A 15,383-nucleotide genomic window follows, 5' to 3' on the forward strand; every position below is an offset into this window, starting at 1 on the left:
ATATTGTATTCCTTATAGGTATATTGTGCTGGTTTATCCTAGCTCATATTGTTTTATGTTCTAGGAAATAGATCATGTTAAAACGAACAGCGGTTTCAATGTTGGTTATTACTACCATGGCATTTACGTTGGTAGGTTGTATGGTGGTTCAAGCACTATCGCTATAGTGCCAGTGGCTCCTGTGATTCAAGTTGAAACACAGCCAATTAAATCACGTACTATTATCCCAACAGATGACAGTGCTTGCTCATAAGATTCAGCAGTCGCCGTTATTTGTTCATGCAAGAAGTGGATTAAAATTCGATCAAAATCAGTTTAAGATCCAGATCAACCGTGTGCTGGCATCTCAATATGGTGTGTCGCTGTATAATATTCAACAAGTGTTAAAATTAGCCATGAGTGGTAAGACATTCAATAATGATATGAGCTATCAAGGTGCTAATTACCCTCTCCATTTACAATTAGCGTCGGCTTATACTTTAACACCGAATGCACTCTTACAACTTAGGATCAGTAATAATAATGGTACCTTAGTGCCATTATCTGAGTTGATTAGTATTAAAAATCAATTGGGTCCCCATTCTTTAGAACAATATGATCGTGCGACATCTGCCTCATTATCGATTCGATTGGCTGATGGTGTCAGTATGGGACAGGGGATCAGTGCGTTAAATAAAATGTTACCGACTATTCTTCCGGTTAATGCACGTTATAGCTATGTTGACAGTGCCAAACAATATTTAGATGCTAATCAACAAATGCTATTCGTGTTTATTGCAGCGTTAGTGTTTATTTATATGGTGTTGAGTGCACAATTTGAAAGTGTGGTTGATGCCTTAGTGGTGATGTTGTCATTGCCTATCACCTTGTCTGTAGCCTTGTGGGCCTTATATTTTAGTGACTATAGTTTAAATGTGTATTCACAAATTGGGGTGATTACGCTTATCGGTTTGATTTGTAAGCACGGTATTTTGATCACTGAGTTTGCTAATGAACTGCAAGCGCAAGGTTATTTACCACGAGAGGCCATTTTAGAGGCGACTAAAACGCGCTTAAGGCCGATATTAATGACCTCATTAACTATGATTTTGGGCACATTGCCGCTGTTATGCGAAGCTGGGCGAGGAGCAAATGCAATGGGATCGTTAGGAATAATTATTATCGCAGGTATGGCACTCGGTATTGTCGATCCTTTATTTGTAGTGCCAAGTATGTATGTCATGGTGCAAAAATTAAAACGTTCCAAACCGATACCGTCAACCGTCATAACGAAATAACTCACTTATTATCATCACGACAGATTATTTGTCGTGATGAATGCGCTTTATTGTTACTATTGGTACAAATGTTAATACTATCATTGTGTAAAAAACCAACTAAACTTTAAGCATAAATATGTGTGTTGTTAGTTAATTTGTTCATTGTGGTTAGCCAATACGACGTAACGGGTAAATGTGTGGTGTTAATGACGGTTTAATGCTTGGTGAAAAAATAGATGTTGATGCAAATTAACGTTTTTATATTGCTAGACAAATAGTTACAATCTGCTGATTGAAAATCAACCTAGCAGTGCTTTATTTTTGTTGTTGAAAACGGCAGAATGAGCATACATTTGAGCTCTGTCCCCTATTTGAACTAATTTTTGATAAATATATAGCAGTTTATCGAGTAGGTGGTAAGGTCTCACCGCATTCCGAATTCTTAAAGTAAAAGGTTACAAATATGTCTGATGTACCAGAGTCTGTTGCAAACGTTGCCGCTGTCGCTCAGCCTGTTGCTGAATCTTCAGGTTCTATCTGGGGTTATGTTGCAGCTGGTAGTGTGGCGTTATTGGTGCTAGCGGGTATCTTCGCTTATCGTAAAATTAATCAACCAGCATTTGTTATTAAGCAGGTTCGTAAGAAAAACCTTAAAGAAATGAAAAAACAGGGTACTGAAAACTCTGAATTTATGGTTGATATGGATCGTTTACTTGATTCAATTTTACGTTACACAACTGAAAATAAAAAGAAAGGCTCTGATGTAGTCACATTGCTTAAGCCATTGAACGATAAAGAGCGTATTAAAACGCCACGTGATATGTACCAATCAATGATCTTCATTGCTAATGATGTTAATGATACAGCGCTTGCTAAAGATCTGAAAAATAAATCAAAGCAAGTGAAATCAAGTTCAGCATTGATGGCTGGTTTGCTAAAGCGTGCGGGCATTAACTAATTTATTTTTAAGATAAAATAGATATTATAAAGGGCTGATTAATTCAGCCTTTTTTTATGGCTGTTGATTATTATTTTGACGATGGTGATTGCAGTTTTTTCTCAAAATCATGACGCACAATATCAAGTGCGGATAAGACGATTTGTGGATCTATATCGTTATCTTCTAATAGGCAGATTAAATCAACTGCAAGTTTAATTTCTGCTGGTGCATTGTCTAATGATGTTGGTGCATTGTCTAATGATGTTGGTGCATTACTCATTAATGGATCTCTTTGGTTTGGTGTTGAGAATAGAGAAGATTAGCCTTTTCTCTCTCGGCGATTAATCTCATTTTCAAGTGTTATTAATGCTGCTTGGCAACGGCTTATACGGCCTTCTAAGGCAAGGATCTCTTTTTGAGCTTGCTGCTGTTCAAACTGAGAACCACAACGGTTAAGTAACGATTCTTTATCTCGAAGCATGGCTTTTAAACGGCGCTCCCAATCTCTATGCTTATTAAGATCTTGGTATACGTCATTGATCGAACGTTGCCATTTAGCGGCTTGCCGTGGTTCATTTTTACGAATATGTTGGGTCGCGAGTTCACGTTGAATGGCATTTATTTGAGCGATAAGTTTCTCACACATATGCTGGGTACGTTCAGGTAATAATTTACCCGCTTGTTGTTCTTTTTGTAGTGTTGCCAGTTCTTGTGCAATTTCAACAACGCAAGGCGTGAGTAATTTACTTCGATGACGAAATAATTGTTGATCAAATAATGGTCGCTGCGCTTCACCGCGAAGACGATCGGCTTCTTCTGCTTGATGTTGTAGTTGTTCAATAAGCGTTTGTAGGCGAGAAAGATCAATCATTGTAATACCTAGAAAAGATCACGGTTAAAACCACGCTTGCCATGCTAATTTAGCGGCAAGAATAAACACGACCGTAATAAAAACGGGACGAATAAATTTAGCGCCAAAATGAATGGCTGAATGCGCTCCTAAATAAGCGCCAATCATTAAACATACGCCCATAATTAAACCTAGCGCAATATTTACGTGACCTAAAATAATGAACGTAATGAGTGAGGTTATATTACTGGTGAAATTCATGGCTTTTGCCAGCCCACACGCACGCAGCATATCTAATCGATATAAGACTAAACTTGATACCGTCCAAAATGCGCCAGTTCCGGGGCCCGCTAAACCATCATAAAATCCTAAGCTAGAGCCTTGCAACCATTGCTTACGTTTAAAGGTTTTGGTTACCTCTGGAAGTTGTGTTTGATCGGGGTTTGGGTGCGGGTGCCATAAGCTGTAAATTGCGACGGCAAAAATCACTAAGGGTAGAATTTTTTCTAGCCATGCACCGCTGATGAGATTGACTGTTAGTGTACCAATAATGGCACCAATAAAAGTAGCAACAAAAGACGCCTTCCAAAACTGTGGATTAAATAATTGTTTCTTGTAATACGTCCATGCTGCCGTTGAGGAAGCAAAGCTTGCTGCCAGTTTATTAGTGCCAAGAGCGATATGGGGAGGAAGACCAAGGGACAATAGAGCAGGAACGGTAAGCATACCGCCACCGCCTGCTACTGCGTCAATAAAGCCTGCTGCTAATGCAACAACGCCAAGTATTGCTAATGTACCTGGTTCAATCATATCAATCATTTAAATGCTTTTTATTATGGCTAAGATGATTAGTTGTATTCAATTACGCGTTTAAATGGAGGCAAAGAATCAAGCAATGCCTTTCCATAACGACGATTAATAATACGACGATCTAAAATAACCACTCTACCAGAATCGCGTTCTTTTCGCAGCAAACGACCTACTGATTGAATTAACTTTTTACTTGCTTCCGGTACAGAAATTTGTAAGAAAGGGTTACCGCCTTTACTTTCAATGTATTCTGCATGTGCTTCTTCTACTGGTGATGTTGGTACGGCAAACGGGATTTTGGTTATAATTAGGTTTTCTAATAAATCCCCTGGTAAATCAAGACCTTCAGAGAAGCTTCCGGTGCCAAATAAAATGCTAGGGATGCCGTTTTTACAATTTTCTTTATGTTTTTTTAGTGTTTCATTACGTGACTCTTCACCTTGAACCAGTAATTGCCACTTGTTTTTCTTGGCTAATGGTCGCAAGGCATCGGCGACTTTGTTCATTTGCCAGTAAGATGAAAATAACACTAAGCTTGCGGTTTCACCTTCAAGGTATTCAGGTAATACTTCTATTAGTAGATCGGTAAATTGTTCTGCTTGTGGCTCTAATTTTAAGGCTGGAATAACTAGCCGAGCGTTGTTTTGATAATCAAACGGTGATGCAAGTGCAAGAAAACGCGTACCTTCTGCTTCTGCGTCAGAGATTCCCGCTTGACGACAAAAGAAGCTAAATTGATTTAATGCACGTAATGTTGCCGACACTAAAATAGCGCCCGCAGCACGGCTCCATAACAGTTGATCAAGACGGTAGCCGACCTCTAATGGTGACACTTCAATGATGTAATCATTCTCACGTTCAGGATTTTTTTCTATCCAACGTGCAAGTGGTGCGCCTTTTTTATGGTTGGGTTGTGCCATTAAAGACCAAACTTTTTCTAAATTTTCAAGGCGTTGTAGATAAAACCCGATCTCAGTAAGTGCTTGCTCACCTAAACGCGGAATAATAGTATTTTCCTTGGTGCGTTCAGCGATAAGATCTTGAATTTTACCTAACGATTGTAGTGCTTTCTTACTGGCTTCTTTACAACCTTTCGCTTCTTCTTCGAGCCATGGAGGTAATTCACCATGCTCAAAGCGATAGACGCCATCTTTATTGAATTTGCTTGAATCAATATTGTTAGCGATTTGATTTAAAGTTGGGACTAAATGCTGAACACTGTCTTGAATCGCATTCTGGAATCGGTTTGCTTTTTGGTAGTCGGCCAACTCAGCAAATTTAGCCACAATTTGGTTGAGTTTTTCAAGCCACGTTGCTGCACCTTTGAGGCTTGCTGCAGCAGATGAAAAATCACGAGCAACTTGAGGCAAATGGTGTGCTTCATCAATCACATAAATCGTCTGTTCTGGCTCTGGTAAAATTACACCACCGCCCAATTCAATATCTGCCATTAATAAAGCATGGTTCGCCACAATAACATCTGCTTTATCTAGGTGTTCACGTGCTTTAGCAAAAGGGCAGCTACGGTGTTTAGGCATTCCAGCATGGCAGCTGTGTTTATCCGCCATAATTTGTTGCCATACTTTGTCTGGAATCGTTGTCGGCCAACTATCACGATCTCCATCCCATTTGTTTTGTTCGGTGGCTTTGAGCATTCGCTTAAGCAAATCAAGATCAGATTTTTTGGGTTTTTCTTCCCACATTCCTAGTTGTAACTCGCTATCTGTTGAGCAACTGGCTTCTAATTTGTGGTTACAGCAATAACGTTGACGTCCTTTGGCGAGAATAAAGCTAAATTCTCGTGGGAAAATCTGATTAAACAACGGTAAATCTTTAGTAATTAATTGCTCTTGTAGGGCAACGGTTGCCGTTGAAATCAACAGTTTTTTATTATTGAACAATGCAAAAGGGATCCCGCCAATTAAATAGGCTAGAGATTTACCGATACCCGTCCCTGCTTCTGCAACCAGAACTCGATTTTTTTTATGGTATTCACCTGCAAGTGTTTTGGCTATTTCTGCGACTAAATAGTTTTGCGCACGACGAGGAATAAAGTTATCGAGTTGATGACTAAGATTGGCGTAGCACTGTTTGATATCGTTTTTTATGGTGTTGTGCAGCATGGTTGAAACTTCATAAGGGCCGGGAAATGCATTATAGCATGAAGCACTAAATGTGAGCGGTAACAAAAATTATGCTATTTATATTTTAAAGTGAGGGGTCGCTCACGATTTTTTATTTAGATGACATTTGCGTTATGGGTGCTTGCTTCTTGTGAATTTAAACACTGCATTTATGGCTTAAAGTTGGTTTTTTATCCTGTTTTTTTTGTTATTTCAGGTGTATTAGTTATGTAATATTCAATTATTCAGAGGTGTTAATTTAGTGTTGATTACATTTTTTTACTTGATTTTTTGTGATTAATATCGAACGATATTTTTGTAACTGTTTGTTTTTGTGATGTGTTTTATGTTTTTTTATGTTTAATTTAGATTATTTGACAAAAATATTGAACTTCTGTCAGGATGTGAGTCATAAATTACTTCTTTTGTGTTTTAGTGTTTTGTTTTTAAAACAGAGCACATGGCAGGGGAATATAGGGACAGGGAATCTCAGGATTGAGATTTACAACAATAAGAAAGGCAGTGGACATATCATGAAAAAAACTCTATTAGCGCTAGCAGTTCTAACTGCAGCTGGTTCAGCAAATGCTGGCATCAACCTTTACGATGCAAATGGTGTTAAAGTTGATCTTTCTGGTGCAGCTGAAGTACAGCTTTACGATGGCTTTGAAAAGCATGCAGATTCAACTATTCGTCTTGATGATGGTGATTTAGCTCTTCATGCGACGGTTGCTGTTTCTGATAATTTGAATGTTGTTTCAGGTACGGCGTTTAAATATGAAAACCGTGATTTACAGAACTATGAGCTGTGGACTGGTTTCTCTGGTGAATTCGGAACAATAACTATTGGTCGTCAACTTCTAGTTTCGGATGATTCAGGTATCGGCAAAGATTACGAATTAGGTGCGGGTCAAATTGATTTTGCACAAACTGAAGGTGACCGTGTTGCTAAGTATGTTTATGACAACGGTACTTTCTATACTGCGGTTTCTCATGAAATGGACACTGACCACAGCACCACAATTACTGATGGTCGCGTTGGCTTCCGTACTGGTGGTCTAGATGTTCGTGCATACGGCTACGACGGTAAGCGTATTAGCGCAGAAGGTTTCACACTTGGTAATAATAATGGCACACCAATTATTATTCCTGGTAAAGCTGGTGAAGATGTCAGCGGTTACAACCTTGAAGCTGAATACGCAATGGGTGCTGTTAACCTAGCAGCATCTTTTGGTCAAGTTGAATACAAAGCTGCTGATACTAAAGAAACAAATAAGAATATTGATCTGTACGAAATCAACGGTTCTTACACTATCGACAAAACAACATTGGCGCTTGGCTATGTTCGTGGCGAAGATAAAGTTGATGACGGTAACGTAATTAACAACGTGTACGCAAACGTAACACAACAATTGCACAGCAATGTACGTGCATACCTTGAACTAGGTTACTCTGACGATAAGAAAGATGAGCTAGAAGATTTCGGTTACGTTGCTGGCCTAGAAGTTAAATTCTAATCTAGCTGTAATGATCGATAAAGCCGCCTTCTTGGCGGCTTTTTGCTACTTTTTGTTTTGTTAAGCAGAGGGTGGTTATTGTTATCGCGCTGACAACAGATAGTAGTGATAACAATAATCAGCCAATAAAAATATTAAGGATTAATACATGAAAAAAAATCTATGGCTATTAATGGCATTGTTTTCAGTAACGGCACAAGCTGCAACATTGACGGTGGCGGATAAAGTGAAGTTATTAGCCGTTGATGGTAAAGAAGTGAAAGGTCAAGGCTGGAGTGAGGTTGAGAGCGTTGAATTAACCGAGGGTAAGCATCAAGTTGTAGTACGTTTCGATGGTGACGTTAAGCGTGGTTCAAAAACAACTATTTATACCACTCGTCCTTATTTGTTTGATATTGATTTAGCTGATATGAATGCCGAAATAACATTGCCTCGATTAACAACAGAATCACAAGCAAAAGCTTTTTTTGAACGTGGTGCCACATGGCAATTAGCTCTTGAAAATGGTGCAGTAAAACCATTGGCTGGGGTTGAGTTGCAAGGGGAAGGCTTTGCCGCATACAGCGATATTGAAGCGGTTATTGCGGCTTATAATCGTGATAATGGCATTGTGATTGAGCAAGGTAACTCAGTTGATTTACAACAAGTTTCTGTGGATGTTGATAATGAAACGGGTAAAGTTGAAATCACAGGTGATGCATTAACACAGCTTAAAATGTGGTACACCAAAGCGTCAAAAGAAGATAAAAAAGCGTTTAAAATTTGGATGGCAGAAAAAGATTTTAATTAACAGTTGCGTATAAATTACAGTGTCGTGATGTAATTATTTTGTGCTTGAAAAGTAAAAGGCAACCTACGTTGCCTTTTTATTATTTACAATAACAATATGACTTTTAGCGATAGTTAATCGTGATGATAGCGACTATGCTCACGGCATGATTTGCATCGAGGTTGAGCTGGATCTTGCTCAAGATCACTGTATTCAATTTCTTCTTCGCAATCGGCACACAAGCCATACATTCCTAATTTAAATGAGCATACTGCAGCATCTATTTTTTCTAATCGTATTGCCATATCAAAAAGATTAGGAATAAAAGACGATTTAGCCATTACGATAAGATCATTGAGATCGGTATTGTTTATTGTATCGGTATTATTACTTAAATGATTGATTAGCATCTCATTTTTTAATTTTTCTGCTAGCAATGAGTATTCAGTTTCTAACGGATACTGAAAATTTTTATAATTCATATCGGTGATAGCCATAGTGATGATATTCAATAGGAAAGCTAGTGATTAATAATATTAGCTATGCTTTGATTGGGTGTTGTTATACTGCGATTAAATAAGCATCTAATGCAGTATCTCTATGTTTATTAGTCTAATCAAGATTCAATATACTGTTGTGATTTGAATCAATTCTTTAAACGAATTTAATAAATATTGTTTAATTTACTGCGAGATATAACGCTTACTAATGAATGATGCGGTATATTAACAATTAAAACTAATTATCGTTACACGCAGCAAATAACCTAATAGGAAAAATGTTAGGGGTGTTTAACAAGTTGATTGAGGTGATAAAAGTTTGAATGAAGGAATAAAGGTGAATAGTCGAGTTGTGCGCTATATTTTAGTCGCTATTGGCTGGATCGCTGTTGCCTTAGGTGTCATGGGGATTTTTTTACCCTTATTACCTACAACCCCATTTTTATTATTAGCTAGCGCATGTTTTATGAGAGGCTCGCCTAAGTTAAACCAATGGCTCCATCAGCACCCACAATTGGGGCCTATTTTAGTTAATTGGCATCAGCATGGGGCTGTGACATCAGTTGTGAAACGACGGGGATTGATCATGATAGTGATTAGTTTTAGTTTCTCTATTATTATGGTGCCATTATGGTGGCATAAGTTGATGCTGTTGGTTGGATGTGCGGTTTTATTATACTGTTTTAATCGCTTACCTATTGTTGATATTAAACCTAATTCTGTGTCAGTTGCCGAACTCGACGAAAACTCATAAAATGCGCAATTATCACATACAAATGCAGCTGTTATTAACGGCTTTATTTTTATGCTTGTCTGCAGTGAGCAGGCTTTAACTTAAGATTACTCTGTTTGCCGTCAGAGTAAGTACGGAAAGAATGATGAATCAAGAAACATTAAATTTAATTACCAATAGCATTAAATCAATTCAAGATTATCCTAAACCTGGTATTCTTTTTCGTGATGTAACAAGCCTAATGGAAGTGCCTGAAGCGTATCGCGCGACGATTGCGATTTTAGCTGAAAAGTATCAAGATCAAGGTATTACAAAGGTTATTGGTACTGAGGCTCGTGGTTTCTTATTTGGTGCACCTCTGGCATTAGCTCTAGGGGTGGCATTTGTACCTGTACGTAAGCCGGGTAAATTACCTCGTGAAGTTATCGCTGAAAGTTATGAACTTGAGTATGGTAAAGATACGCTAGAAATTCATAAAGATGCCATTGTTGCGGGTGATAAAGTGTTACTGGTTGATGATTTATTAGCGACTGGCGGTACAATTGAAGCAACCACTAACTTAGTTCGTCGTTTAGGCGGTGATGTTAAAGATGCGGCATTTGTTATCAACTTACCTGATATAGGTGGTGAAGCGCGTCTACAAGGTTTGGGTCTTGATGTTTACTCTATTTGTGATTTCCCTGGCCACTAATTTATACGCTATAGCTTAATTATATTTTCTATTAAGAGAATAATTGGCTAATCATTGGGCGCTTACTCTTGCGCCCTATCGCTCACTAAACAGCACTATGCTAGCATTGATGCTGATTTCAATGTTTTACATGCCTCATTACTATTTCGTTTATTTTCTTTGTTTTATAATGATTAATAGCAGTTACTCTCATTATAGCTATGATGGCGAGAATAAAAGAAAGAGTGGCGAGTTTCGTTACACCAGATGCTGCCCAGATTGATTAAGGTTATTTATAAATGAGTTATCAGGTTCTGGCCCGAAAATGGCGTCCCTACCAGTTTGCAGATGTGGTTGGACAATCACATGTTCTAACTGCGCTAGGTAATGCCTTAGAGCAAAATCGGCTTCACCATGCTTATCTTTTTAGTGGTACGCGTGGAGTAGGTAAAACGACGATTGCACGTATTTTTGCAAAAGGGTTAAATTGTGAGCAAGGCATCACAGCAACGCCTTGTGGTAAATGTACAACCTGTCGTGAAATTGATGAAGGACGGTTTGTTGATCTGCTAGAAATTGATGCAGCATCACGTACTAAAGTTGAAGATACTCGTGAATTATTGGATAACGTGCAATACAAACCTGCACGCGGTCGTTTTAAAGTTTATCTGATTGACGAAGTTCACATGCTTTCACGTCATAGCTTTAATGCGTTATTGAAAACATTAGAAGAACCACCAGAATATGTGAAATTTATTCTGGCGACGACTGATCCACAAAAATTACCAGTAACGATTTTATCGCGTTGCTTACAGTTTCATTTAAAACATCTTGATCACCAACAAATCCATGCCCAACTCGATAAAGTCCTAACGGAAGAGAAAGTCGAGTATGAAGCGCGTGCATTAGCGTTGTTAGCTCGTGCAGCTGAAGGCAGTATGCGTGATGCATTGAGTTTAACTGATCAAGCGATTGCATTAGGTAATGGCAATGTTAGTGCTGAAACTGTTGCGACAATGTTAGGTACATTAGATACCGATCAAGCGTTGTCATTACTTGAAGCGGTGGCAACAGCTGATGCTAATACTGCAATGGCAAGTTTGCAGCAGTTAGCCTCGATCGGTATTGAGTGGGACAGTTTATTACGTGAATTATCGGCACAATTGCACCGCGTGGCAATGTTCCAATCATTACCTGCAAGTTTAGATGATAGCTTACCTGATGCTGAACGAATTAATTTACTTAGCCAATTGATGACACCACAAGATGTACAATTGTGTTACCAAATCTGCTTACAAGGGCGTCAAGATCTATCGTTTGCACCTGATGGCCGTACTGGCTTAGAAATGGTGTTATTACGCATGCTTGCTTTCCGCCCCGTCAGTGGTGGCAGTATTACACCTCAGGCGATTGTGGTGCCGAGTAGTCAGCCTGCACCGTTGGCGGCACCCGCGGCCAGCGGTGTCTCGCGAGTACAAGCATTAAAAGCACAAATGCAAACACCGGCAACGAATGATATTCAATCTACGGTAGCCCCTGTTGTGGCGCCTCAGTCGGTAGCACCGCTGGATCCAGCACCAATGCCAGAAGCTATTGTTGCTCCTGCACCACAGGAACCACCATCAGTGCCACAGCCACCACAACCTGTGATGCAACCACCAACAGATGTAGCGCCTGTTCGATCATCGGCAGCATCCGGGTTATTAGCCGCGCGTAATCAATTACGCAGTCAGACTAAACGTGGCCAAGACGGACAAACAACGAGCACATTGCCAAAAAAGGATCTAACGACGCCAGCTAAAAAAGTCGCAACTTCAGTGATGGATCGGATTGCAAGTAAGCAAACAACGATGCCAACAATGAAATCCCATGCGATGCCGGCGTCGACAGTGGCGAATAATGCTGCTGAAGACGATGAATATCGTTGGAAACCGATAGTAAAGCCAGCGTTAGAGGCTGATGTTAAGCCTGAGTTAACCCCTCGAGTATTGAAGCGCGCTTTAGAACATGAAAAAACGCCTGAGATGACGAAATTACTTGTCAATGAAGCTGCAAATCAGGATAGTTGGTCACAGTTAGTCACTCAGCTTGATGTGCCAAAATTAATTCAGCAATTAGCATTGAATTCGGCTTTTGAACGTGTGGATGATCATATTACATTGTATTTACGTTCAGCTCAGAAACATTTGCAAGCTGATCGAGCGACGGCACAATTAAACAATGCCTTGAGTGAGGTGTTACAAGCACCTGTACAATTATCGATTGTTTTAGGCGAGCAAGGCCAGACCCCGCTTGAATTACGTGAAAGTTTGTACCAACAAAAATTGCTACAAGCGCGTGACAGTTTAGCTAACGATCCTAATATCAATTTCATTTGTCAGCGTTTTGCTGCACAGCTGGATGAAGAAAGTATTAGACCTGTTTAAAATTTTTAACCAGACCCGATAGAGAGAGAAGATATATGTTTGGTAAAGGCGGTATGGGCAACATGATGAAGCAAGCGCAGCAGATGCAAGAGCGCATGCAAAAGATGCAAGAAGAAGTTGCTAACATGGAAGTTACTGGTGAATCTGGTGCTGGCCTTGTTAAAGTAACTATCACAGGCAGCCACAGCGTGCGTCGTGTTGAAATAGATGAAAGCCTAATGGAAGATGATAAAGACATGCTTGAAGATTTGATTGCTGCGGCATTCAATGATGCAGCACGTCGTATCGAAGAAACACAAAAAGAGAAAATGGAAGGTGTTACCGGCGGTATGAATTTACCTGCTGGCTTTAAGCTACCGTTTTAATCAATGCGAACTAGTCACTTACTGGAGCATTTGATGGAAGCCTTACGCTGTTTGCCTGGGGTTGGCCCTAAGTCAGCACAACGGATGGCTTTTAATTTGCTACAACGAAATCGTCAAGGTGGCTTACAACTCGCTGATGCGTTAAATCAAGCCATGACTGAGATTGGTCATTGTCGTGATTGTCGTACGTTTACCGAAGATGATGTTTGTGCAATTTGTGATAATCCTCGGCGTAAAGAGAACGGTATTATTTGTGTGGTCGAAAGCCCTGCAGATATTGTAGCAGTAGAAGCTACCGGTCAATTTTCAGGACGTTACTTTGTATTAATGGGCCATCTATCGCCACTTGATGGTGTTGGCCCGGCAGATATTGGTCTTGATACATTAGAGTTTCGTTTACAAAAAGAAGCAATTAATGAAGTGATTTTAGCCACCAACCCAACGGTTGAGGGTGAGGCGACAGCCCATTATATTGCGGAACTTTGTCATGAATATGATGTACCTGCGAGCCGAATTGCTCACGGTGTACCTGTCGGTGGTGAGTTAGAATTGGTTGATGGCACTACGCTATCACACTCTCTTGCCGGAAGGCAGCGATTGTAGCCATGGTTATTATTGCAATAAAAAAACCGCGTTCTTTGAGCGCGGTTTTTTATTGCCTGCAATTTATGTGGCTATGCATACGCTAGTAGTGTTATTTGGTTGAATATAACACTTTAGAGCCATGAGTGAGGCTGGTTAGTAATAATGTATGCTTGTTGATAATGTCAATACGACGACTTTCTTGAGCATTCATTCTAAAAATATCTCTAATAATATTTAACTGTTTACTATCAAAATCATGGTTTGAACCAGAAGTAATATCTTTGAATTCTAGTGGCTCTGTTAATAAATAACCGCCGCTAACGTCCCACCGACCTGATTCTGAAATATGAATCGTTAAAGGTTGTGGTTCATCACTGTGTAACTCAAGGATCGTGATCCGTGAATAAGTGTGGTTAGGTAAAAATACCATATTACTGCTTTGTTTTACTTTACGTAATTCTTGCAGTGAAGATTGTGGTAATGATTCTATTTGACTAACGGTCGTGCTTTGCCATTCACGCGACATCAACAATTGTTGTTGCTTGTAGTCCGTTGAAAAATATACCCATGAACACAGAATAATAGAACTAGCCAAAATCAAAAATGGCCAGTATTTGTGCAACAGACGGGGTATTTGGTTAGAGGCCGTTAGCGACATAAATTTGAGTTATCCTTACCGCTTGTTAGTAAGCGCAGTGTAACATTTTCTGCTGGCTGCTTACTGTTATGTAAATAGTTTAAATATAGTTGATTGTTTTGGCCACCAGTGACGATAACCTCAGACGGTTTCATATCTGGATTATTGTGATATTGAATGTAACTGTTAACACAGGTCTTGATCAGAGCCTGCCATTGTTTGATTTCAGTATTATTTTTAGAGGCATAAATAGTTACTCCATCAACATCAAATAAAGGTGTAAATGCAACTGATTTTGGTGGCATGCTGATGTTCACAATTATCGGTAAAACAAAAGCAATCGCTAATGCTAACCAACCTTTCCATGAGAAAAGAGTTGATTTATTTTCAGTTAACGCTTCATCATGTGTTGCCGTCGATGTGCCGTTATATGTTTCTTTTCGGAGTGAAGATAGAATGGGTTCAAACTCCGGGGGCGTAGAAAGTACCGCAGGCTCATCGATATCCGTTTCTGGTTCTAATGGTTGTTTTTGACAAATATAACCTTCTACACTGGCAATCATTTGATAGCCGCGTTTAGGCACTGTTTTTACAAATTCAGGCGATTTAGTTGAGTCTTTTAATGCCTTGCGTAAGGTTGAAATTGCTTGGGTTAGGCTTGAATCATCGACTTCAAACCCCTGTTCTCGCCATACATAATCATGGATCCGTTGGCGAGTAATAATTAGGCTAGGATCTTCAATGAGCAAACTTAAAGCTCGACTTTCATTACTACCAAGTCGAGTTAATTCATTATTATCACATTTATCTATTAAGCTATTGTCATTTGGATCGAAAATAAAACGATTTCCAATCAAATACTTAGTTGCATTTGTTGTCATTGGTTTAGCCTTGCCAGGGGTTTTATATAAATAGTATTTTATATGTTTTCTCTGAATACTATCTGAATCTAAAAATATAAAACCGTTACTCAAAAAATATAAAAATAAAAAACATGTTATTTTAGGTTGAAATCATACAGTTTGACCATATTTATCTTTATATACTACTCATAATTTTTTTGGAGTCGAAATGAGCGAGCAAACAGTTGATAATCAAAAGGAAACACGTGGCTTCCAGTCGGAAGTAAAACAACTACTGCATTTAATGATTCATTCTCTTTACTCTAATAAAGAGATTTTTTTACGTGAATTGATTTC

Annotated in this window: 16 protein-coding genes; 9 read left to right on the top strand and 7 right to left on the bottom strand. The window is 39.1% G+C overall.

Translation table 11 applies throughout. From position 1 onward, the window contains the following. Positions 1-191 precede the first annotated feature (191 nt). Entirely contained in the window at positions 192-1,277 is a 1,086-nt protein-coding gene (locus Q0V26_RS13450; RefSeq protein ID WP_297482419.1) for an efflux RND transporter permease subunit, read from the top strand. 445 nt (positions 1,278-1,722) lie between these two features. Beyond that, the gene (locus Q0V26_RS13455; protein WP_297482422.1) at positions 1,723-2,217 is read left to right on the top strand and encodes a hypothetical protein; all 495 of its coding nucleotides are present in this window, start codon (positions 1,723-1,725) and stop codon (positions 2,215-2,217) included. A 70-nt stretch (positions 2,218-2,287) separates the two neighbouring features. Here the strand turns inward: Q0V26_RS13455 and rsmS are convergent, their stop codons facing one another. Genes rsmS through dinG form a run of 4 tightly spaced genes read right to left on the bottom strand, consistent with a single transcriptional unit; the run spans position 2,288 to position 5,982 of the window. Next, positions 2,288-2,479, bottom strand: a complete 192-nt coding sequence (gene rsmS / locus Q0V26_RS13460; RefSeq protein WP_297482424.1) for a pleiotropic regulatory protein RsmS — start codon at positions 2,477-2,479, stop codon at positions 2,288-2,290. A 39-nt stretch (positions 2,480-2,518) separates the two neighbouring features. Then, on the bottom strand, positions 2,519-3,070 hold the full coding sequence (locus tag Q0V26_RS13465) for a primosomal replication protein (RefSeq protein WP_297482426.1): 552 nt from the start codon (positions 3,068-3,070) through the stop codon (positions 2,519-2,521). Between the two features lie 24 nt (positions 3,071-3,094). Next, on the bottom strand, positions 3,095-3,868 hold the full coding sequence (locus Q0V26_RS13470; RefSeq protein WP_297482428.1) for a TSUP family transporter: 774 nt from the start codon (positions 3,866-3,868) through the stop codon (positions 3,095-3,097). A gap of 29 nt (positions 3,869-3,897) precedes the next feature. Further along, complete coding sequence (gene dinG / locus Q0V26_RS13475; RefSeq protein WP_297482457.1) at positions 3,898-5,982, bottom strand: ATP-dependent DNA helicase DinG; 2,085 nt, start codon at positions 5,980-5,982, stop codon at positions 3,898-3,900. Positions 5,983-6,515: 533 nt separating this feature from the next. Between dinG and Q0V26_RS13480 the strand changes: the two genes are divergently transcribed. Next, positions 6,516-7,499, top strand: a complete 984-nt coding sequence (locus Q0V26_RS13480; RefSeq protein WP_297482430.1) for a porin — start codon at positions 6,516-6,518, stop codon at positions 7,497-7,499. A 148-nt stretch (positions 7,500-7,647) separates the two neighbouring features. Next, positions 7,648-8,289: a DUF2057 domain-containing protein gene (locus tag Q0V26_RS13485; RefSeq protein WP_297482432.1), complete on the top strand. Its 642-nt coding sequence runs from the start codon at positions 7,648-7,650 to the stop codon at positions 8,287-8,289. Positions 8,290-8,402: 113 nt separating this feature from the next. On the opposite strand, the gene Q0V26_RS13490 is transcribed toward Q0V26_RS13485, so the two are convergent. Further along, positions 8,403-8,750, bottom strand: coding sequence for a conjugal transfer protein TraR (locus Q0V26_RS13490; protein ID WP_297482434.1), 348 nt, complete (start codon positions 8,748-8,750; stop codon positions 8,403-8,405). Positions 8,751-9,099: 349 nt separating this feature from the next. On the opposite strand from Q0V26_RS13490, the gene Q0V26_RS13495 reads away from it, so the two are divergent. From Q0V26_RS13495 to recR, 5 genes are all read left to right on the top strand, one after another. Beyond that, positions 9,100-9,522, top strand: a complete 423-nt coding sequence (locus tag Q0V26_RS13495; RefSeq protein ID WP_297482460.1) for a YbaN family protein — start codon at positions 9,100-9,102, stop codon at positions 9,520-9,522. Between the two features lie 124 nt (positions 9,523-9,646). Next, positions 9,647-10,192 carry an adenine phosphoribosyltransferase gene (gene apt, locus Q0V26_RS13500; RefSeq protein WP_297482437.1) on the top strand — a complete coding sequence of 182 codons (546 nt, stop codon included), beginning with the start codon at positions 9,647-9,649 and terminating at the stop codon, positions 10,190-10,192. A gap of 278 nt (positions 10,193-10,470) precedes the next feature. Then, positions 10,471-12,597, top strand: a complete 2,127-nt coding sequence (dnaX, locus tag Q0V26_RS13505) for a DNA polymerase III subunit gamma/tau (protein ID WP_297482440.1) — start codon at positions 10,471-10,473, stop codon at positions 12,595-12,597. A gap of 35 nt (positions 12,598-12,632) precedes the next feature. Further along, entirely contained in the window at positions 12,633-12,962 is a 330-nt protein-coding gene (locus Q0V26_RS13510) for a YbaB/EbfC family nucleoid-associated protein (RefSeq protein WP_297482442.1), read from the top strand. 3 nt (positions 12,963-12,965) lie between these two features. Further along, on the top strand, positions 12,966-13,565 hold the full coding sequence (gene recR, locus Q0V26_RS13515; RefSeq protein ID WP_297482445.1) for a recombination mediator RecR: 600 nt from the start codon (positions 12,966-12,968) through the stop codon (positions 13,563-13,565). 91 nt (positions 13,566-13,656) lie between these two features. Here recR and Q0V26_RS13520 read toward each other — a convergent pair whose 3' ends face one another. Next, a complete protein-coding gene (locus tag Q0V26_RS13520) occupies positions 13,657-14,205 on the bottom strand; it encodes a regulatory protein ToxS (protein WP_297482448.1) in 549 nt (182 codons plus the stop codon). Then, the gene (locus Q0V26_RS13525) at positions 14,196-15,065 is read right to left on the bottom strand and encodes a transcriptional regulator (protein ID WP_297482451.1); all 870 of its coding nucleotides are present in this window, start codon (positions 15,063-15,065) and stop codon (positions 14,196-14,198) included. Before Q0V26_RS13525 ends, Q0V26_RS13520 begins: the two co-directional genes overlap by 10 nt. Between the last annotated feature and the right edge of the window lie 318 nt (positions 15,066-15,383).

The sequence above is a fragment of the uncultured Photobacterium sp. genome, from assembly GCF_947039875.1.
Lineage (GTDB): Bacteria > Pseudomonadota > Gammaproteobacteria > Enterobacterales > Vibrionaceae > Photobacterium.